Annotated in this window: 16 protein-coding genes and 1 pseudogene; 8 read left to right on the plus strand and 9 right to left on the minus strand. The window is 60.7% G+C overall.

All coding sequences use genetic code 11. The annotated features are described in order from the left end of the window. Nucleotides 1-186: 186 nt before the first annotated feature. The 3 genes from ACQKP4_RS20115 to ACQKP4_RS20125 are packed head-to-tail and all read left to right on the plus strand — an operon-like array spanning nt 187 to nt 3,752. The gene (locus ACQKP4_RS20115; protein ID WP_427635380.1) at nt 187-846 is read left to right on the plus strand and encodes a paraquat-inducible protein A; all 660 of its coding nucleotides are present in this window, start codon (nt 187-189) and stop codon (nt 844-846) included. After that, nucleotides 833-1,456, plus strand: a complete 624-nt coding sequence (locus ACQKP4_RS20120) for a paraquat-inducible protein A (RefSeq protein ID WP_427635381.1) — start codon at nt 833-835, stop codon at nt 1,454-1,456. The genes ACQKP4_RS20115 and ACQKP4_RS20120 overlap by 14 nt, the downstream gene beginning before the upstream one ends. Next, nucleotides 1,449-3,752, plus strand: a complete 2,304-nt coding sequence (locus tag ACQKP4_RS20125) for an intermembrane transport protein PqiB (RefSeq protein WP_427635382.1) — start codon at nt 1,449-1,451, stop codon at nt 3,750-3,752. Before ACQKP4_RS20120 ends, ACQKP4_RS20125 begins: the two co-directional genes overlap by 8 nt. Nucleotides 3,753-3,934: 182 nt before the next feature. On the opposite strand, the gene mksF is transcribed toward ACQKP4_RS20125, so the two are convergent. Genes mksF through mksB form a run of 3 tightly spaced genes read right to left on the minus strand, consistent with a single transcriptional unit; the run spans nt 3,935 to nt 8,746 of the window. Further along, nucleotides 3,935-6,775: an Mks condensin complex protein MksF gene (mksF, locus tag ACQKP4_RS20130; RefSeq protein WP_427635383.1), complete on the minus strand. Its 2,841-nt coding sequence runs from the start codon at nt 6,773-6,775 to the stop codon at nt 3,935-3,937. Beyond that, nucleotides 6,772-7,479, minus strand: a complete 708-nt coding sequence (mksE, locus tag ACQKP4_RS20135; protein WP_427635384.1) for an Mks condensin complex protein MksE — start codon at nt 7,477-7,479, stop codon at nt 6,772-6,774. The genes mksF and mksE overlap by 4 nt, the downstream gene beginning before the upstream one ends. Continuing rightward, nucleotides 7,469-8,746, minus strand: a complete 1,278-nt coding sequence (gene mksB, locus ACQKP4_RS20140) for an Mks condensin complex protein MksB (RefSeq protein ID WP_427635385.1) — start codon at nt 8,744-8,746, stop codon at nt 7,469-7,471. Before mksB ends, mksE begins: the two co-directional genes overlap by 11 nt. Before the next feature lie 206 nt (nt 8,747-8,952). Between mksB and ACQKP4_RS20145 the strand changes: the two genes are divergently transcribed. Next, nucleotides 8,953-9,705 (plus strand): energy transducer TonB, encoded by a 753-nt coding sequence (locus ACQKP4_RS20145; protein ID WP_427635402.1) that lies wholly within the window; start codon nt 8,953-8,955, stop codon nt 9,703-9,705. Next, entirely contained in the window at nt 9,698-10,150 is a 453-nt protein-coding gene (gene rimI / locus ACQKP4_RS20150; RefSeq protein ID WP_427635386.1) for a ribosomal protein S18-alanine N-acetyltransferase, read from the plus strand. The genes ACQKP4_RS20145 and rimI overlap by 8 nt, the downstream gene beginning before the upstream one ends. A 139-nt stretch (nt 10,151-10,289) precedes the next feature. Here the strand turns inward: rimI and ACQKP4_RS20155 are convergent, their stop codons facing one another. Continuing rightward, the gene (locus ACQKP4_RS20155; protein ID WP_427635387.1) at nt 10,290-10,694 is read right to left on the minus strand and encodes a serine kinase/phosphatase; all 405 of its coding nucleotides are present in this window, start codon (nt 10,692-10,694) and stop codon (nt 10,290-10,292) included. A 152-nt stretch (nt 10,695-10,846) separates the two neighbouring features. Here ACQKP4_RS20155 and can point away from each other — a divergent pair, with 152 nt between their 5' ends. Then, a complete protein-coding gene (can, locus tag ACQKP4_RS20160) occupies nt 10,847-11,491 on the plus strand; it encodes a carbonate dehydratase (protein WP_427635388.1) in 645 nt (214 codons plus the stop codon). Between the two features lie 6 nt (nt 11,492-11,497). Here the strand turns inward: can and ACQKP4_RS20165 are convergent, their stop codons facing one another. The 5 genes from ACQKP4_RS20165 to ACQKP4_RS20185 all read right to left on the minus strand — a co-directional run bounded on the left by ACQKP4_RS20165 (nt 11,498) and on the right by ACQKP4_RS20185 (nt 18,495). Then, complete coding sequence (locus ACQKP4_RS20165) at nt 11,498-12,022, minus strand: lysine methyltransferase (protein WP_427635389.1); 525 nt, start codon at nt 12,020-12,022, stop codon at nt 11,498-11,500. A gap of 169 nt (nt 12,023-12,191) precedes the next feature. Next, on the minus strand, nt 12,192-13,364 hold the full coding sequence (locus ACQKP4_RS20170) for a hypothetical protein (RefSeq protein WP_427635390.1): 1,173 nt from the start codon (nt 13,362-13,364) through the stop codon (nt 12,192-12,194). A gap of 72 nt (nt 13,365-13,436) precedes the next feature. Further along, nucleotides 13,437-15,101: a J domain-containing protein gene (locus ACQKP4_RS20175; RefSeq protein ID WP_427635391.1), complete on the minus strand. Its 1,665-nt coding sequence runs from the start codon at nt 15,099-15,101 to the stop codon at nt 13,437-13,439. Nucleotides 15,102-15,112: 11 nt separating this feature from the next. Beyond that, nucleotides 15,113-16,810 (minus strand): molecular chaperone HscC, encoded by a 1,698-nt coding sequence (locus tag ACQKP4_RS20180; protein WP_427635392.1) that lies wholly within the window; start codon nt 16,808-16,810, stop codon nt 15,113-15,115. 266 nt (nt 16,811-17,076) lie between these two features. Continuing rightward, nucleotides 17,077-18,495, minus strand: coding sequence for a short-chain fatty acid transporter (locus tag ACQKP4_RS20185; protein WP_427635393.1), 1,419 nt, complete (start codon nt 18,493-18,495; stop codon nt 17,077-17,079). A gap of 201 nt (nt 18,496-18,696) precedes the next feature. Here ACQKP4_RS20185 and ACQKP4_RS20190 point away from each other — a divergent pair, with 201 nt between their 5' ends. Both ACQKP4_RS20190 and ACQKP4_RS20195 read left to right on the plus strand, forming a co-directional pair. Next, a complete protein-coding gene (locus tag ACQKP4_RS20190) occupies nt 18,697-20,013 on the plus strand; it encodes an MFS transporter (RefSeq protein WP_427635394.1) in 1,317 nt (438 codons plus the stop codon). Nucleotides 20,014-20,222: 209 nt separating this feature from the next. Beyond that, nucleotides 20,223-20,909, plus strand: a pseudogene (locus ACQKP4_RS20195) (PAS domain-containing protein); the annotation flags it as partial. Nucleotides 20,910-20,941 lie beyond the last annotated feature (32 nt).

Raw genomic sequence — 20,941 nt, forward strand, 5'->3', positions numbered from 1 at the left:
ATGGTAGTGTGGGGTTTCCCCATGTGAGAGTAGGTCATCGTCAAGATTAAATTCCGAAACCCCTATCTGCGTATGCAGGTAGGGGTTTTGTTTTGTCCGTAAGAAAATCAGGCAACACAAATTTGCACAGTTATTTTCGGTTTAGAACACTAGAATAGGCCCACCTTTTTCGGAGCCAGAGCCTCTATGCCAGATCCGGTTGACGCCTCCGGGCTGTCAGAATTACCGCTGGGCGACTTGGTTGCGTGTCACGAGTGCGACCTGTTGATGCGCAAACCCGAGCTCGCCCACGGCGAGAAGGCCCTCTGCCCACGCTGCGGTTATGAGCTCTACGCCCATCGGCACAATGTTGTGCAGCGCAGTCTCGCCTTGGTGATTGCGGCGTTATTGTTATACGTGCCAGCGAACTTTTTACCCATCATGCAGCTCAATCTACTCGGGCAGTCGTCGCAAGACACCGTCTGGAGCGGCGTTGTCGGGCTGTTCCACACCGGCATGCAAGGCGTTTCGGTGATTGTGTTCCTCTGCAGCATGGGGATTCCACTGCTCAAACTGCTCTGCCAGTTAACGGTGCTGTTAAGCATCCGCTTCGACATCGGTCGCAGTTACGGCTTGTTGCTCTACCGCATTTATCACCATTTACGGGACTGGGGCATGCTCGAGGTTTACCTCATGGGCGTTCTGGTCGCGATCGTGAAGCTGGCAGATATGGCAGCGGTCACCGTCGGGCTTGGCTTGGCGTGTTTTATCGGTTTGTTGTTGGTTCAGGTCTGGTTAGAGGTTGTGATGTCACCTCACCAGATCTGGCAGGCGTTATCAGGAGAAGATGCCCATGCGGGCGATTGATGCGGGCATTCTGACTTGTATGGAGTGCCACGAGTTGAACAAGCAGGACGCCGACGCCGACGAGCAGACCTGCACCCGTTGCGGTGCGCTGGTCCACGCTCGCCGCCCGAACAGCCTGGCGCGCACCTGGGCTCTGCTGGTGACCGCAGCGATTCTTTATATTCCGGCTAACGTGCTGCCGATCATGACGGTCAGCTCGTTGGGGCAGGGCGATCCGAGCACGATCATGTCCGGCGTGATCCAACTGGTGCAACACGGCATGATCCCCATCGCCGCCGTGGTTTTTATCGCCAGCATTCTGGTGCCGACCTTCAAACTGGTAGGCATCGCGTTACTGCTGTTTTCGGTGCAGCGCCGCCAGCCGCTTTCAGCGCGCCAGCGCATCTGGATGTACCGCTTTATCGAGTTCATCGGCCGCTGGTCGATGCTGGACATCTTTGTGATCGCCATCCTGGTGGCGGTCGTGAATTTCGGACGGCTTGCCAGCGTCGAAGCCAATCTTGGCGCCATCGCGTTCGCCAGTGTGGTGATTCTGACGATGCTTGCCGCCGTTACTTTCGATCCCCGACTGATTTGGGATAACACGGAGTCGGACGACGACCATGACTGATTTGCCTACCGCTAAAACCCGACCGGCCTCGAACTGGTCCGCCATTTGGGTCTTGCCCCTGATCGCCTTGATCATCGGCGGCTGGCTCGGCTGGCGTGCCTATAACGAGACTGGCATCGAGATCCAGGTGCGTTTTGAAAGTGGTGAAGGCATTCAGGCCAACAAGACCGAAGTGGTCTACAAAGGCATGTCGGTCGGCAAGGTCAAAACCCTCAAGCTCGACGATGAAGGCAGTTCCAAAGGCGTGATCGCCACTGTCGAAATGAACAAGGATGTGGAGCAATACCTCAAGACCAGTACCCGCTTCTGGCTGGTGAAACCGAGCGTGACGCTGGCCGGCATCACCGGATTGGAAACCCTCGTCTCCGGTAACTACGTGGCGATCAGCCCCGGCGAAGGCGAGCCGACGCGCAAATTCAAAGCATTGGCCGAAGAACCGCCGCTGTCGGATTCCAAACCCGGTCTGCACCTGACCATCAAGGCGGATCGCCTGGGCTCGCTGAACCGTGGCAGCCCGGTGTTCTACAAGCAGATCAAAGTCGGTCAGGTCAAAAGCTACTTGCTCTCGGAAGACCAAAGCACCGTCGAACTCAAAGTCTTCATCGAGCCCACCTACGCCAGCCTCGTGCGCAAACACACGCGGTTCTGGAATGCCAGCGGCATCAGTATCGACGCCAACCTGTCCGGTGTGAAAATACGCAGCGAATCCCTGGCCAGTATCGTGGCGGGCGGCATTGCGTTTGCCACGCCGGAAAACCGCAAGGACAGCCCGCCTACCGATCCAAGCCTGCCGTTCCGTCTCTACGAAGACTTCGACGCGGCCGCCGCCGGTATTCGGGTCAAGGTCAAGCTCAGCGATTTCGAAGGTCTGCAGGCTGGCCGCACACCGGTCATGTACAAAGGCATCCAGGTCGGCAACCTGAAAGCGCTGAAGATCGATCCGGACCTCTCGGGTGCCACGGCTGAATTGACCCTCGATCCGCTCGCCGAGGATTACCTCGTCACCGGCACGCAGTTCTGGGTGGTCAAGCCGTCGATCTCCCTCGCAGGCATCACCGGCCTGGAAGCCTTGGTCAAAGGTAATTACATTGCCGTGCGACCCGGCGACAAGGGCTCCGCACCGCAACGGGAATTCGTGGCAAGGCCCAAGGCGCCGCCACTGGACTTGCGTTCGCCGGGGCTGCACCTGGTGTTGTTCACCGAAAACCTCGGCTCGCTGGAAGTCGGCAGCCCGATTCTCTACAAGCAGGTCAAGGTCGGTTCGGTCCAGAGCTATCAGTTTTCCAAGACCAAGAAACAATTGGTGATCGGCGTCCACATCGAGAAGGAGTACGAAGGTCTCGTCAACGCCTCGACGCGCTTCTGGAATGCCAGTGGCATCACGCTGACGGGCGGACTGACCGGCGGCATACAGGTCAAGAGCGAATCACTGCAAAGCCTGATGGCCGGCGGGATCGCTTTCGAAACCCCGGAAGCGAAGGCGCCGCTGCAGAAGAAGATCCCGCGTTTCCGTTTGTTCGCCAACCACGACGATGCCAACCAGAAAGGCACCGTAGTCACGATCAAGGTTGATCGCGCCGACGGTTTACGCAGCGGTACGCCGGTGCGATTCAAAGGCCTGGACGTTGGCAAGATTGAAGACGTCGACCTCACTGACGACCTGCAATCGGTGATCCTCACCGCGCGGATTACCGAAGTACCGGAGCGCATTGCCCGGGTTGGCAGTCAGTTCTGGGTGGTCAAGCCTGAGCTGGGACTGATCAAGACGTCCAACCTTGAAACGTTGGTCACCGGCCAATACATCGAAGTGCAGCCCGCGCCGAAGAACCTCGGTCCGCAGAAGAACTTCGTCGCCCTGGCCAATCCACCGGAGCTGGCCAGACAAGAAGCCGGTTTGAGTCTGGTCCTGAGCGCTGCTCGCCGTGGCTCGCTGAAAACCGGGGTGCCGGTGACGTATCGCGAAGTCACGGTGGGTAAAGTCACCGGCTATGAACTGGGGCAGACCGCAGACCGTGTGCTGGTGCACATCCTGATCGAGCCAAAATACGCGCCGTTGGTGCGCAGTGGCACGCGCTTCTGGAACACCAGCGGCTTTGGTTTTGATTACGGGTTGTTCAAAGGTGTGACGGTACACACTGAATCGCTGGAGACGCTGATTCAGGGCGGCATTGCTTTCGCCACGCCGGACGGTGATCGCATGGGCAGCCCGGCGCGCGCCGAGCAGACCTTCCCGTTGTTCGATAAGTTTGAAGATGAATGGCTGACCTGGGCGCCGAAGATTTCACTCGGCAAGTAGCCTGGAAATGATTGGGCGTCTGTGATGACGCCTTCGCGAGCAAGCCCGCTCCCACAGTGGATTTGTGCTCGGCGCAGAACCACTGTGGGAGTGGGCTTGCTCGCGAAGAGCCCCTGAATGCCCTCAATAAAAAAGGCCGCAATCCATTGGATCGCGGCCTTTTTCACCTCTGACGGTTTATCTCAAACCGCATCCAGCTCCGGCTCGTCCGCTTCAGCGTTCACCGTGGCCTTCACCTCATCGTGGCGACGAATGTACTTCCAGTCCGCCTCATCAATGTAGATCCCATTCGGCCCACTGCCACCTTCCAGGTCAATCGCGACACTGGCGCAGACCTGCGGTTTCACACTCGCCAGGATCGGCACGAAGCCCAGTTGCAGGCTGGTTTCCAGCAGCGCCGCCTGGTTCTTCTCGTCAATGTCCGCCGCCTCGTCGAGGTAGTACGGCAGACGCACACGGCCGGCCTGGTCGCGGTCCATCAAGTGCAGCAACAAGTACATGTTGGTCAGCGCCTTGATGGTCATCGTGGTGCCGTTGGACGCTGCGCCGTCGATGTCGGTGTGGATCACCGGCTGACCATTGACCTTGGTGATCTCGAACGCCAGCTCGAACAAATCCTTGAGGCCGAGCTGGTTGTGGTTCGCCGCCACCAGCCGCGCCAGGTATTCCTTGGCTTCTTCGTTCTTGTTGTCCTGATCGGCACTTTGGCTCAGGTCGAACACGGAAAGGGTTTCGCCTTCTTCGTATTGGCCGGCGCTGTGGATGATCTGGTCGATGTGCTTGAGCGCTTCCTTGTTCGGCGCGAGCACGATGCGGAAGCTTTGCAGGTTGGACACCTGACGCTTGTTGATCTCGCGGTTGAACAGCGCCAGTTGGTGCTCGAGGCTGTCGTAGTCGCTGCGGATATTACGCAACGTCCGGGCGATGTCGGTGACCGCTGCACGGCGCGCCTTGCCGAGGGTCAGCGCTTCGTCGGTGCGGTGTGCATAGGCGTTGATCAGCAGTTGCAGACGACGCTCCATATCGTCTTCGCTGTCGAACTTGGCCACGCCTTTGAGGCGCACTTGCGCATACAACGCCTCGATCTGACCGTCGCTGCGCTGCAAGCCCTGCCAGCTGTCCTGATAGTCGTTGAGCAACGGCAACAGGTTGTCCATGGAATCGTCGATCGGGTCCATGAACGGTGTGCCGAACGGCATGTCGGCCGGCAGCAACTGACGGCGGCGCAGGGCGTCGTCGAGGGTGCGTTGCTTGGCCTCCATGTCGCCGATCTGCCGGCCGACCAGTTGCAGCTTGGCCGACAGTTGCTGGACGCGTTCGGTGAAGGCGTCACTGGAACGCTTCAACTCTTCCTGCGCCGCTTCCATCTGCGCCAGTTGCTCAAGCTTGTCGTCTTCTTCGGCGCTCAAGGTTTGCGCGCGACGGAAATCTTCCAACGCTTTTTGCGCATCCAGTACTTGCTGGTACAGCGCTTCGGTCTGGGTCTTGCTCGCCGCGCGGTCGGCGACCACGGCAGCCTGGGTTTTCAGTTGTTTGAGTTCTTTTTCCAGACGTTCTTTCTGATCACGCAACGCCGCGCGGTCAGCCAAGGCTTGCAGCGCTGGAGGTTCGATGTGCGAGATGTCGATGGACAGCCCCGGCACGTCGAAACGCTCGCCTTTGAAGCCATCGAGGATCAGTTCCAGGGATTTGACCCACTGGCCGTCCTCGTCCAGCGTAATGCCGTGTTCGCCCAGCGGCAGGCTGAACAGCGCGCTGTTGAACAAACGCATCAGGCGCTCGACGTCCTGTTGCGAGAACTCTTCGCGCAGACGGGCGTAGCTGTTGTTGTCGGCGTGATCGAGTTGCTGTTTTACCGATTTCAGGCGTTTTTCCAGATCCCGCAGACGCTCGTCGAGGTCTTCGGCGCTGAACTGCCGCGACTGTGCCAGCGCACCGGCCAGTTCATCGTGCGCATCCTTGGCCGCGAGCAATTGCTGCTCAAGGACTTTGACGTCAGTGACCAACGCGAAGCGATGCTTGAGCACCGACAACTCGCCAAGCCAACGCTGGATGCCGGTAATTTCCCGCTCCAGACGCATCAGCTCCTGGGTGCCGCCACGCTGATCGTTTTGCAGCGCGTCCTGCTCGTTGCGGTAATGCTCGGCCTGAATCGTCAGCTCTTCCTTGCGCGCACTGGCGTAGTCCGACCAAGTGCCGAGCAACGAGTCGAGCAGCGGCGAGATGCGGTGCAGTTTGCCGCGCAGGATATTGCGTTGGGTAACGCCTGAGGCCAGCGCTTCAACCAACGGGCCGGCGGTGACCAGCGAGTTGTAGTCCTGCTCCATGCGTCGTACATCGCGGAACGCTTCTTCGCACGCGGCGATGTAATCGACGCTGCCGGAACGCAGGCTGTGTTCGAAGGCATCGAGGAACAGTTGCTTGAGTTTGGCCGCGGTGATTTCGCGCATGTGCAACAAGTTGATGAACAGGGCGCGGAAGGTCTTCAGGCTCTGTTCGCTGGTGGAGCGCAGCGGGATCAGCGTCAGGTCCAGCGGAATCGAGGTGTGGCCGCCGACCAGCAAGCGCCGCAGCTCATCCGGTTTGAGTTCGTAGGCTTTCAGGCCCTCATGTTCAAGGTTGCTGAACAGCTCTTTCTGGCGCAGGCAGGTGTCATTTTTCTGGTAATGGGCCAGGTCCAGCTTGCCGGCATAGGCAAAGAACTGGTGACCGAAACCACCGCCCGGGCCGCGCCCGACCACGCCGATCACGTGCGGGCCGTGGGGCAGCGAGACTTCGACGAGGATGTAGCTGGTGTCCGAGGCGAAGTAGAAACGCCGGGATTGTTCCAGGCTGTACTTGCCGAAACTCATGTCCGACATGCGCGCCAGGATCGGGAACTGCAGCGCGTTGATCGACGCCGATTTACCGAGGTTGTTCGCGCCGTACACCGACAAAGGTTCTTCCAGCGGAAACAGACCCAGGCTGTAACCGGCGGTGTTCAAAAGGGCGAAGCGGCGAATGCCGTAGCGTTCCTTGCTCATGCGTCGGTCTCCTGTTCTTCGGCAATGGCGCGGGCCATCGCGTCTTCTTCGCTTTCTTCGCTTTCTTCGAAGTCGCTCAAATCGAGCGGATCATCGGTTTCCAACAGCTTTTCGTCGCTGTCGTCGTCGATCAACACCGGGACGGGCAGCGGCAACACACTGTGCAGACTGGCGGCCAGATCGCGGTCTTGCTGAACCGACAGGCAGACGTCGAGGAAGCGGTGCATCGGCGGCAGGAAGCGGTAGACGCCGTTTTCTTCGCCGGCAAAACCGAGCTGCGTCATGCGGCGCATGATTTTTTCTTCGAGTTCTTCGACGGTCTGCACTTCGGCCTGGATGAACAGGTCGCGGTATTTCTCCAGCAACGACGGCAATTCATCGCGGCCGAGGCTGCCACCGTCCAGCACGGCGACCGGGTCGCGGCCCTGATCGGCCAAGTGCTCGACCAGGATGAAGGTGAACAACGCCAGACGTTGCGCGGTCTTGTTCACCGCTGCGGCGGCGAGGTCCGGCACGAAGTAATAGAAGCCACGGGTATCGCACACCAGTTCATAGCCCAACGCCCTGAACAGCGTGCGGTACTGGTCCTGGAAATTCGACAGTTGCGCGTACAGCTCCGGGTCGCGGCGGCTGACGTGGTAGCCCTTGAACAGCTCGCGAAAGATCGGCGCCAGCTGGGACAGTTCGGATAGATCAAGATGCATGGGGGATGCTCGCAGAATTCTCGGCGGCGGTGTCGCCGGCCGAGAGCAGGGCGAAGGAGCGCAGGCTGACCTGATGCTCGTGAGTGTGGTAATCGCGGCGTTCCAGTCGCTCGCGTTTGAAGCGTTTTTCCCGCGACAGGCGCGAGAACCAATAGAGCAATTCGTCAGTGGCGCCGTTCGGTTCCTGCTCCAGCAGCCAGGTCATCAGGTCTGGCATCGGCAGGGCGTCTTCGCAGCGTTCGAGCATCTCGCGGACGGTGCGTGGCGCGCGCGGCGCTTCGCCTTTCCGGGTTTTGTGGGCCTTGGGGAAACGTGCCGGTTTCGGCTCGAAACGCGCCAGCGCATAAACGTAGGCTTCAACCTGACTGGCGCTGCCGAGGAAGGTGCTTTGCGGCCGAGTGAACATCGGCATCGCCGCTTGCGGCACCGCATCGATGCCTTTGCGGCGGATGGCCGACAAGGCCAGCGCCGCGCCTCGGGTCACGGCGTTGTGGCGGCGGGCTTCTTCACGCAGTGGTAACAGCAGCTCGCGGGCGTGACGCAGGGTCAACTGGGCGCTGGTCTGCATTTCGAGGATGCGCGCGTGGGTGCGCAGCAACATGTCGTCGTCGACCAAGTGGCCGAGGCGTTGCTGCTCGGTGAGCATCTTCAGCAACACGGTTTCGACCTTGCGCACGCCTTGTTCGAAGGCGCCGTCGGCGTTCACCAACTGAATCATCGGCTCGACGTATTCGTCCCACGTCGCCAACACTTCCGCGTAACGCTGACGCAGCGGGATTTGCCGGTCGCTGGTCTTGGCTCGTTCGGCGACGGCCACCAGGGCCTGTTCGTCGTTGGCGAGTTTTTTCAGAACATCGCGTACGCGCATGTCGAGCAAACGCAACTGGCGCGCCAGGTCGTGGCCGTCGCGCACGTCGAACGCGTCCTGGATGTAACCGGCCAGGCGTTCGAGGTGGCGCAGGTAGGCTTCGATTTCCAGGCACAGGCCCAGGCGATGCTCGCGGCGCAGGTAAGCGAGGAAGTCGTGGATCTGCGCATTGAGCTCGAACCGGTTCGGGCTTTTCGCCACGGGCACCAGAATGTCGAGGCGGATCCACACGTCCAGCAGGCTGGTGATGTCCTGTGGCGTGCTGTCGAGTTGCTGGGCGGCCAGTTGCGCGCGCAGTTCGTTGAGGCTCAAGGTGCCTTGGTCGAAATGCTCGCACAGCGGCTCCAGAAGTGCCCAGTGTTCAGCGAGGGCGCGCAAGACGCGCTTGGGTTCGATCATCGGAATGGCCGGCTGGTTGACGATTTAAAGCCGCGATTGTACTGCATCGCAGCCGCTGCGATTCACTCGTGGGACGGGCTGTAGGGTTTCTATCGATCAAGCGCGGGCGATCTTGAGCGAAGGGCGGTAGAATCACCGCACTTTAGTTATCCACAAGTGGCCGACCTTTGCTTATCGAGTCCCGTCGTCGCGCCTATTTGACCGCCATGCAGGTGGTCAACTGGCTACCGCGCACCGAATTGCCCTTTGCCGCGCCCTCGCGTCCCGAGCTGCTGGAGATGCCCGAGCCGCTGGTCGAGGCGCCGGTCGTGCCTGCCGCCGCGCCTGTCGCTGCCGCGAAAACCGTGGCCGAGCCTGTGGTTGCGCCGACGGAGCGGGTGAAGATCGAAGTGCCACGGCCATCGCTGGCCAGCACGCGCCCCAACGCCAAGGTCGAGGAAGAGACCGCGCCGGTGGTGGCCAAAACCCCTCAAATCCCGCCACCGCGTTTCGCCCTGCAATTGCTGCGCGCCGGTCGCTGCCTGCTGCTGGTCGAGTTACCCACAGGTGAGGCGTTCCAGACCCGCGATCCGGCTTACCTGCTGCTCAAGGACATGCTGCGCGCCGCCGGTCTGCCGGACAGCCCGCAGATCATCGGCGAGCCGGTGCGCTGGCCGCTGCTGACGCGCGGCACCATGGATCAGGGCCCGGAAGCGGCGCGTGACTTCGTGCAGGGTTTTCTCTCGGCCCGGCTCGAAGATGCACCGTGCGGCTGCGTGTGGCTGATCGGCTTGCCGGCGGTGCGTTTTGCCGGCGAGGCCAATGCCGAATCCTTCAACCGTGAACTCCAGGTCGAAGGCCTGGGCTCGGTCTGGGCCCTGCCGGGTCTGGAATTATTAATGGAAGAGCCACAGCGTAAGGCTGATGTCTGGCAAGCCATGCGTCGGCTGATGGCGCGCTGGAAAGAATCGAATGAGTGACGCGGTATCGTTTCGCCCGATGACCGAGGCGGACCTGGACACTGTCCTGAAAATTGAATACGCGGCCTACAGCCATCCCTGGACCCGGGGGATTTTTCTCGACGGGCTGGGCAAATACCAGATCTGGTTGATGTTCGAAGGGCAGCAGCAGGTCGGTCATGGCGTGGTGCAGATCATTCTTGATGAAGCGCATCTGCTGAACATCACGGTCAAGCCGGAGAATCAGGGGCGTGGGCTGGGTTTGACGCTGCTGGAGCATTTGATGTCGATTGCCTATAAGGCAGAGGCGCGCGAATGCTTTCTGGAAGTACGCGACAGCAACCGGTCGGCGTTTCGCTTGTATGAACGATACGGCTTCAACGAGATTGGCCGGCGCCGGGATTATTATCCGGCGGTTGGCGGGCGTGAAGATGCGGTCGTCATGGCCTGCACGTTGGTGGACTGAGTTTTAAAAGCGGCATCGGATCGCCATCGCGAGCAAGCTCGCTCCCACGGGATTTATGTCAGTCACAGCATAGGTGTACTCACCAGATCCACTGTGGGAGCGAGCTTGCTCGCGAAAGCGGTTTAACAGGCGCGCAAGCTCAACGATTGCCGTCCAGCGGGTCGCGCTTTGCCAGCTCCGCCTCATCCAGCCCGTTGCCTCCGCCAATATCGTCTTCATCGACAACACTCAAATCCCAATCCGCCTGATGATCTTCGCCCGCCTCATGGGCATCCCGTGCGCCGTCTTCCCGGATCAGCGTTTCGGGGCTCATGTCGTCATCGGTGGGTTCGTGATCATCGGTCGAAGCGCCAGTCATGCCGGCTTCGCGCACGCGTTCCTCGGGCATCAACCGCTCACGTTGGTTTTCCGGCAGTTCATCGCCGATTTTGCCGCTGGGTTCTTCGTCATCGAAATCCAGCTCATGCATCGATCCCATGCGGTCTTCGTTATCATCGATCGGCTCGGGTTGCACCGCATCGAATGGACGTCGTGAATCAGTCATGGCAATTCCTCCTGGTGTGGGCCTTACTAGGGTGGACCCACTGGACTGCCGAGAATTCCACCGGCATGGAACACCGGACATTTGCATCAGGCGCGTGACCCCGACGGGCGGTCGTGTGTCAAAGCAGCGCATCATTCTTGAGGCTTTACAGCATGAACGAATTACAAGATCTGATTGATAACAACGAACGCTGGGCCGAGGCGATCAAACAGGAAGATCCGGACTTCTTCTCCAAGCTGGCCCGCCAACAGACGCCAGAGTACTTGTGGATCGGCTGTTCGGATGCCCGCGTGCCGGCCAACGAAATCGTGGGCATGCTGCCCGGCGACTTGTTTGTCCATCGCAACGTGGCCAACGTGGTGCTGCACACTGACCTCAATTGCCTCTCGGTGATTCAGTACGCGGTGGACGTGCTCAAGGTCAAACACATCCTGGTCACCGGCCACTATGGTTGCGGCGGCGTGCGCGCTTCGATGCAGGACCGCCAGTTGGGCCTGATCGACGGCTGGCTGCGCTCGATTCGCGATCTTTATTACGAAAAGCGCGAAGAACTTGCCCAGTTGGCGACCGAGGAAGAACGCGTCGACCGCCTCTGCGAACTCAACGTGATCCAGCAAGTGGCCAACGTCGGGCACACCAGCATTGTGCAAAACGCCTGGCACCGTGGGCAGAAGCTGTCGATTCACGGTTGCATCTACGGCATCAAGGACGGGCGCTGGAAAAGCCTGAACGCGACCATCAGCGGTTTCGAGCAACTGCCGCCGCAGTACCGTTTGCGTCCGGTCGAGACGCTGTAACGCCTTTCAACAGAGACTGCGCCGACGCCAGTGCTGATAAAACAGCTGGCCGTCGGCGTTTGGCGGCTCATCGTAGCCGGTGATCCAGCCTCGGCACTCCGGCGAGCCGCACTGGCAGGCGAACTGGCGCAGCAATTGGTCTTCGGTGGCGGCAAAGTCCATGGTCAGGCTGTCGCCCTGGCGGATGTCTTTCAGCGCCCACAACCACAGTTCGCTCATGTCGAAAAACACGTTGGGATCGCAGGAATGCCGCAGCAGGCCGCTGAAGCAGGGGTCATAGACATGAATGCCCGGCGCCAGTTGCCGGGTATGTCGACTGCGGTATGGCAACAAATGCCCGGACACCCGGCAGATCCGACTGATCCGTGGAAATTCGCGCCGCGCCGCAACGGCCACCGCTGAACCACTGACGTTGTAAACAATTTCGAAGTCGGCGAGGGACGGAAATCCGAGGCTGACCGGCAGCTCCGGAAAAGGGTAAATGCCGTCCGGCGGATGGACGCACGGCCGGTGCGGAGGATGAGGTTTCATAACAGTCCTTGTCGGCAGCGTGTTGCGACTTCCAAAACTGACGCTCCCGTCAGCCCTGCAACACAGGGGTTTGCCTCAAGGTCTCGCAAATCAACCCAACGGTCTACTGTCATAACTGACAGGGGTATGGGGCGTGTTTGCGCGTCAGCCATGACTGACGCGCAAAAGGTTATACGCCTGGCGCGGGGATCGCGGGCGTTGGCGCCGGGGCCTGCAGCTGTTCGAGCCGGGATTTGATCGGTGCCGTCGCGCACTTGGCCGTGGCTTGCTCGGGCGTGAGGTTGCGGATTGAGGTGTAGAACAGCTCGCAGGTTTTTTCCTTCTGGGTCACTTGCCAGGTCTGAGTGCAGCTTTTCAGCTGCGCCGAAGGGTCGCTGCCCGGTTTGCTGCCCATCCCGGCCTGCCAGCAGGCAGCGCTCAAGTCCTGGCCCATGACGGTCAGGCCGGCGGCGTCGGCCTTGGCTTGCGCATCGTCGCCGGTGTAAGTGGCCGGGTCGGCGGCGTACCAGATGTAACTCGGGTGATTGGCGCCCAGTACCGGGACGTTCAGCCCGGGCTTCGGACTGATCGACGCCAGGCCCAGCACATTCACGGTCGCCCCGTATTGCTGCTTGATCCAGTTACGCACCGGTGCGCCGAACGCGACCATCGGCAACGCGGCACCTTTGGCGTTCTGGCTGACGTCCTTGACCATGGTGGTCTGGTAGTCCTTGAAGTAGCCATATACGCCTTCCAGATCCTTGCCGGCGCTGGCCGGGGCCGCAATCGGCGCGATGTCGATGATGGTCTGATAACCCGGCGTCTGAGCGGCGGGGATGCCGTTATCCGTCAGCAGCGTGGCCCAGCGGTCGGTGGTGGCGGAGCGCAGGTAATCCTGGGCTTGCGTGAGGGAGTAATCCGGCGGGAAGTGCAGCAACTCGACGCTTTTGCGATTGTCCAGGGCCATACCCAGCGGCAGGAACAAGTACCAGTTGTAGGCCCATTTGCCGTCGGCGTTGAGTTTACGCGCGCCGGTGTAGGCCAGATCGCCAGCGGCAAGCAGGGCGGCCAGCGGTTTTTCGTAGCCTTTGGGCACGCCGCTGATGTCGGCGTAGAGCTGACCGTTGTCGGTCTTGACCCGCACTTTCGCGGTGCTGTAGCCATCGCGCTGCACGCTTTGAGTCAGGTAGTGCTCGACGGTCTGCTCCAGCGTCCAGGGACGAAAGCAGATCACGTTGCAGTTGTTGGGGTAGGCGAACAGCCGGGTGACGCGTTCGGTGCTGCCCAGCTTCAGGTCGACGTCGGCGTGGGCGGCGGCACTCAGGGTGAGGGCCGCCAGGGTCAGTCCAGTGAGTTTCAGCATGCTCAGATCCTTTTCAGCGCGGGCCCGCGCGGATCGCGGGCATAGCTACTAAACAGATCGGCCGGCGTGCGCTCAACTGAACCGTAAATGTGTCAGTCGGTACTCCGGGAAGTAGATTTCACACGCGAGGGTGACGCCGACGACCGCCAGCAAAAACACCAGCTGCAAGGGACTGAAATGCGCCCAATGCAGCGCAGTCAGCCAGGGGCGGCGAGCGGCCAGGTCCGGTTCCAGCTGACCGATACGCCTTTTGTGAACCAGACCGATCAGCATGAAGCCGAGGTAAGTGGCGGCGCCCAGCCAACCCAGCAAAATCCAGAACAGTAACGCCATGACGGCCTGCGGCACGCCGTGTCGTATCACCAGCCAGCGGGTGTCCGGGTTCCAGCGTCGGGGGATGAGGCTTTCGGTCAACCACAGGTCCGGGACGATAAGGTGCGACGTGATCGGCACCCACCAGCTCAGGGCAAAACGGAAAAACCACACCGGCACGCAGGCGAACAACACCGGCATGCTGAGGCTGTAGGCCAAGGATTGGTGCTCGCTGCGGAAGTAAAACAAGTACAGCGCCAACGCGACGCCCGCCCACACCCGTATCCAGGTTTCGTCGGCGATGGGCCGTGGCAGGAAGCGTCGCCAGTGAAAGACATCCGCGTTGGGCAGTCGCGAGAGTAAATCCGGGTAACGCCACGTCAGGGTTTGCCCGAGGTCATGGCACGCCTGCCATTCATTCTGGCCAAAGCCGTCGATCATGGTCTTTTGCTGCCCGGGCTTCAGCGGGTTCATCAGCAAATGCGCAGCCTGAACGTCGGCGGCCCAGGTTTGGCTGTCTTGCGCCTTGGACTTCAGGCTGTCGTAGAAACTTTCCTGATTGCAGCGCTCGATCAGTGCCTGCCAGACCGACGCCGGTTCCGGGTGAATGCCTTTTTTGTCGTCCCAGCCAAAGACCTGCCCAACACGATCAAACAGCGGCAAACTCCACTGGGTGTCGTTGAACAGTTGCAAAATGATTCGCTGCCATTCCTGGCGGCGATCAAACACCTGCAACCACGGCTGTGCGGTGTAGCTTTTCAACAAAGTGAGAAATTCTCGCTCCTTGTTGGCTTCGAGCAACTCCAGCAACGCCTGCCGATAGTCCTGCAGCAAACCGCTGGCAAGGGCGTCTCGCTGCCACTCGGTCATGCTGACGTTTTGCCAGGGCGCGAGCCAATCCAGGTGCTGGACGGCCCAGGCGGCAATCGAATTGCGCAGCCACGGATGATCGAAGCACAGTTTCAGCAGCAGTTTTTCAAACGGCTGGGCGCAGTGCTGTTGCTGCGCTTGTTGCCAGCGCTCGGCGAGGTTCTGTTCGGTGAGCCCGTCGAGCAAGGCGCGTGCGCACGCTTCGTCCATCGCGACAACCGGTGGCGCAGGCATCGAGGGCGCAAGATTCAGCGAGTGCAGCGGCGCCGGTTTTTCAATGTTCAAGGGGCGAAGGTCGAGCACCTCGGACCACGCCTGGAGGTTGGCGTGGCTCGGCTGATCGAGCACTTCGACTGTCGCGGCTTCAATTTCGTCAGCCGCGTATTCGGCGCGCCATTGGGCAATCGCCAACGCCTCCTCATACGCCTCGCGCAGGCGCTGGAAACCTTGCGCGTCTTCATCGGGCCGACAGCTTTTCAACAGCCGCGCATAGCTGCGCTTGATGGTGCGCGCGTCGGCGTCTTCGGGCAGTTCCAGCACAGACCAGCAATCCATGTCGCTGCTCCTTATTGCCACAGGCCGTTGTCCAGCGTGCCCAGTTGCTGCGTCAGTTCGTTGCGTGCTTCACGAATCCGGCGTTCGTCCTGCGACTCCAGCACGTGCTGGAATTGCTTGGCCCAGTGCCCGATCTGTTCGCGCATCTGCCCCAGGCTTTCCTGATACAGACGCTCAAGACGTGCGGTCAACACGGTGTTGACCTGCTGATCGCGCGGATGGATTTTCAATAGCGCTAGGCCCTGCAAACGCTGTTTGATCTCGTCGGGGGTGAGCACGCCGGGGTTGTTCTCGATCACCAGCGAATGCAGATCGCCCGTCAGCGGCACCACCACTTGGGCTTCGAGCAAACCGTTGTTGTCGTAGGTGAAACGCACATCCAGCGCGACTTCGCCGGCCTTGCGTTTCGGCACCTTGATGTCCAGTTCGCCCAACGGCACGTTGTCTTTCACCAGCCGGCTTTCGCCTTGGAAAATGCGCAGTACGACGTGCTCCTGATTATCGTGCAGGGTGTAAACGGTCTTGACCCGGCTGACCGGCACGATGCTGTTGCGCTCGATGATCGGCAGGTAATGCCCGCTTTCGAATTGCTGCCCCATCTGGGCCGACGTCTCGATGCCCAGGGTGTAGGAACAGACGTCGGTCAGCACCACTTCTTCCATCGCGGCGGAGCGTGCTTTCAGTGCGGCTTGAATAGCCGCGCCATGGGCGACCACTTGATCCGGGTCGAGGCTGATCGACGGGAAGCGCCCGAACAGGCCGGCCGCCAGTTTGCGCACCAGCGGCATGCGCGTGGTGCCGCCCACCAGCAGGATTTCGTCGAGATCACTGACCCGAATCCGAGCGTCGCGCAGTGCGCGTTCGATCGGCGTGCGCAGGCGTTCGAGCAGCGGCGTGTACAGCGCGGCCAGTTGTTGCTGGGTGATGGTTTGCGTCCATTGCTGGCCGTCGACCCGCAGGCTGAACTCGGCGCTGTTGTCCTGGCCGAGCGCTTTGCGTACGCGCTCGGCTTCGCGGCGCAGGGGCTGGATGATGCTGTTGCGGTCCGGGAAATGGTCGCTGTTGCGATGGTGATCGAGGAAGTGCTCCAGCAACACGCTGTCGAAATCTTCGCCACCCAGGAAATTGTCACCGGCGCTGGCGCGCACTTCCATCACGCCGTCGAACAGCTCCAGGATCGATACGTCGAACGTACCGCCACCGAGGTCGAACACCAGGAACGAGGTTTCCTTGTCCCGTTGATGCAGGCCATAAGCCAATGCCGCGGCGGTCGGTTCGTTGATCAGTTTTTCAACGTTCAAACCCGCCAGTTCACCGGCGATGCGCGTGGCTTTGCGCTGGGCATCGCTGAAGTAGGCCGGCACGCTGATGACTGCTTCGTGCACGGTTTCGCCGAAGGCACGCTCGACGTCTTCCTTCAGGCTTTTGAGCACCAGGGCCGAGAGTTCTTCGGGGCGGAAGGTGCGGTCGCCGAGGCGTACTTCGGTGGCGCTGCCCATGTGCCGCTTGAACAGCGACGTGGTCTGGCGCGAATGGGTGTGCAACCGCTCGCGCGCGGCCTGGCCGACCAGCACGCGGCCCTGATCGTCGAGACCGACCACGCTCGGTGTGAGGAACTGGCCAAGCGCATTGGGCACCAACTCGCTGGACTCCCCGCGCCAGACGGCAACGAGGCTGTTGGTGGTGCCGAGGTCAATCCCTACGATCATCTAAAAGAACTCCCTTTCCGGTCTGCAAAAACTTGAAACAGATAATAATCGCGCAAGGATATTACCGGAGCCGCAGAGCGGTAAAGGAAAGTAGTGGCACTGAGCTATTATTTGCGACGAATTGCCATCAGCCCGTGCGCTGCGTTCCTTGAAGCTCACACCTTCTGACGGAGACCGTTCAGGCAGCATTGCCTGAATCACTGAACGTTTTGCCCCCCATCAAAACTGATCGCACCCGCACGTTCGGCAGGTGCAATCAGCGGCATTTACGGCATCACCGGCGCCGTATACGTCAGCGTCGTGCCCAGTGCCCACAGCAGAAACAGCACCAGCGGCGTGTGCACCAGCAACTGCACAAACGAAAAGCCGATCAGGTCCCGCGCCTTCAAACCCAGCACGCCCAGCAGCGGCAGCATGTAGAACGGGTTGATCAGGTTGGGCAGGGCTTCGGCGGCGTTGTAGATCTGCACGGCCCAGCCGAGGTGGTAGTTGAGGTCGGTGGCGACCTGCATCACGTACGGCGCTTCGATGATCCACTTGCCGCCGCCGGACGGGATGAAGAAACCGAGAATCGCCGAGTACACGCCCATCAGCAGGGCGTAGGTGTCGTGGGAGGCGATTTGTACGAAGAAGGTCGAGATGTGGTGCGCCAGGGTTTGCGCGTCGGTGCCTTTGACCGTGGTCATCAGCGCGGCAATCGAGCCGTACAGCGGAAACTGGATCAGCACGCCGGTGGTGGTCGGCACCGCGCGGGACACCGCATCGAGGAAACTGCGCGGACGCCAGTGCAGCAGCGCGCCGAGCATCAGGAACAGGAAGTTGTAGGTGTTCAGGCCTGAAATCGCGCTGATCGCCGGTTTGGTCGAGAACTCGTGGAACAGCCATCCGGCCGCCAGCAGCACCAGCAAAATCGTCAGCAGCGGGCTGTGTTCCAGCCATTCGCCCGGGCGGGTGCGCGGTTGCAGCGGTGGCAGGTTGAAGCTGGGGTCGATGCCGCAGGCCTTGGCGTCACGCGCGGTGTTCGGGCCGGGGGCGGTGGCGTAGGCAATGATCAGCGAGACGATAATCAGCGCCAGCAACAGCACGCCGGACTGCCAGAGAAAAATCGTCTGGGTGAACGGAATCACGCCGGTAATCGACAGAATCGATGGCGGCAGACTGGCCGGGTTGGCCTGCAATTGTGCGGCGGACGATGACAGGCCCAAGGCCCACACGGCGCCGAGGCCGAGGTACGCGGCGGCGCCGGCAGCGCGGTAATCCATTTTCAGATCGGTGCGGCGGGCGAGGGCGCGCACCAGCAAACCGCCGAACACCAGCGACAAACCCCAGTTCAGCAATGACGCGACCATGGAAATCAACGCGACCCACGCCACGGCCGAGCGACCGTTTTTCGGGATCCGCGCCAGGCGGTCGATCAGTTTCACTGCGGGCGGCGAGGCCGCGACCACATAGCCGCCGATCACCACAAACGCCATCTGCATGGTGAACGGGATCAGGCTCCAGAAGCCGTCACCGAAGGCCATCGCCGCATCGGTGGGTTTGGCGCCCATGAACAGCGTGGCCACGGCAACAATGATCACCGCCAGCGCGGCGAATACCCAGGAGTCGGGGAACCAGCGCTCGGCAAAGCTTGAGCAACGCAGGGCAAAGCGGGCATAGCGGCTATCGTCGATATCAGCGGCCACGGGAGTACCTCGAATTTTTATGTTTGTTGTGGTCTTCAGGGCGGCAAACGCCCGTGCGGACAGGTGCCAACAGTAAATCAATCGGTCATTTTTTGTGACGAAGTTTTAGGCGTTTGCGACGATGGTCTAACGGGTTGTCCACTGGCGCTTTTGCGTAGACCATGGGCGCCTTGGTTTTTTGCCTGTGCCAGAGTTCTTTTCATGACTGCCCATACCGATCCGCGCCCGGCGCCGTTCACCCGCTCGGACTACAAGACCCTCGGCCTTGCGGCCCTTGGCGGCGCGCTGGAAATCTACGATTTCATTATTTTCGTGTTTTTTGCGCTGACCCTCAGTCAGCTGTTTTTCCCCCCGGAAATGCCCGAGTGGCTGCGCCTGCTGCAAAGTTTCGGAATTTTCGCCACCGGTTACCTGGCGCGTCCCCTGGGCGGGATTCTGATGGCGCATTTCGCCGACCGGCTGGGGCGCAAGAAAGTCTTCAGCCTCAGCATCCTGATGATGGCGCTGCCATGCCTGCTGATCGGGATCATGCCGACCTACGCTCAGATCGGCTATTTCGCGCCGCTGTTGTTGTTGGCGCTGCGCATCTTGCAAGGGGCCGCGGTGGGCGGTGAAGTGCCGAGCGCCTGGGTGTTCGTCGCCGAGCACGCGCCGGCCGGGCATCGCGGTTATGCCTTGGGTTTCCTGCAAGCCGGGCTGACCTTTGGTTACCTGATCGGCGCGTTGACGGCGACCTTTCTGGCGCAGGCATTCACCCCGGCAGAGATTCTCGATTTCGCCTGGCGCTATCCCTTCCTGCTGGGCGGTGTCTTTGGCGTGATCGGTGTCTGGTTGCGTCGCTGGCTGAGTGAGACGCCGGTGTTCATGGCGATGCAAGCGCAGCGCGATGCCGCCGTCGAATTGCCGTTGCGCACGGTGCTGCGTGAACATCGCCTGGCGATGCTGCCGGCGATGATCCTCACCTGCGTGCTGACCTCGGCGGTGGTGGTGTTTGTCGTCATCACCCCGACCATGATGCAGAAAAGCTTCGGCATTACCGCCAGCCACACGTTTGCCCTGAGCGCATTGGGCATCGTGTTCCTCAACATCGGTTGCGTGCTCGCCGGCTTGCTGGTCGACCGCATCGGCGCCTGGCGCACCGTCATGTTGTACAGCCTGCTGCTGCCGCTGGGGATTGGCGTGCTTTATGGCTGCCTGATCACGGGCGGCGACTGGATCGGCCTGGCGTACGCGATTGCCGGCCTGAGCTGCGGGGTCGTCGGCGCGGTGCCGTCGGTGATGGTCAGCCTGTTTCCGGCGCGGATTCGCGTTTCGGGGATTTCCTTCACCTACAACATTGCCTACGCGGCGTGGGCCAGTGTCACCCCACTGTTATTGATTGGTCTGATGCCGTGGAGCCCGTGGATCTGCGTGATGTTCTGCGCAGTCATGGGCGTGGTCGGCGTTAGCTGCGCGGCGTATTTCGGTGCGCGCATGCCGCACGTTGGCAGTAGCAGCGCGGCCCCGTGCGCCCGGTGAAAGCGCCGGCGCCGAGCAGCTTTTTGCAGGACAAACTCTGAAACACTCTTCAGAAAATACCCGCACCGCCGATGGCTAGGCTGCACGCCGCTTTCTCCCCCAGTCCCTCGGAATTTCCCATGTTTAACAAACGCTTGAAGCAGGAGCTGTCGGCTCTTCGCGAAGAACTCTGCAGCCTTCAGCAAGTGAAGGACAGTCTGGAAAGCGAGATGCTGGTCCTGATCCTTGAGCCCGATGGGCGCATTCAATCGGCCAACCAGAATTTCATCGGCGAGATGCTCTACAAGAGCAGTGACCTGACCCATCGCAACATTGAAGACCTCGTGCCGCACCATGTGAAATCGGACGAATTCCACCGCCGTTTCAAAACCGCGTTGACCCGTGGCGAACACTTCGCCGGTGCCGTGCGTTTACTGCGAGGCAATGGCCAGGAAGCGTGGTTGCGTTCAATCGTGCAGCCGGTTCGATCCGCAGACGGGCGGATCAAACATTTTTCGATTTATTCCAGCGACCTGACGCGCACCATCGAAGCGTCGCGCGAGCATGAAAACCTGATCAGCGCGCTGGTGCGTTCGACGGCCGTGATCGAGTTCGACCTGAACGGCAATGTACTGACGGCCAATGACCGTTTCCTTAACGGCATGGGTTACAGCCTGGCGCAGATCAAAGGCAAACATCACCGCACCTTCTGCCTGCCGGAGGATTACACCAGCGACGAGTATCAGAACTTCTGGCGTCGCCTGAACAACGGCGAATTCGTCGCGAACCGCTTCAAGCGCGTTGACAGCCACGGGCGTACGGTCTGGCTGGAGGCGTCGTATAACCCGGTGGCCGATGCCAACAACAACCTCTACAAAGTGGTGAAGTTCGCCACGGTGATCACCGATCAGGTCAATCAGGAAAACGCCGTCGCCGAAGCCGCCAACAT

Source organism: Pseudomonas sp. NPDC086278 (assembly GCF_050280905.1).
Lineage (GTDB): Bacteria > Pseudomonadota > Gammaproteobacteria > Pseudomonadales > Pseudomonadaceae > Aquipseudomonas.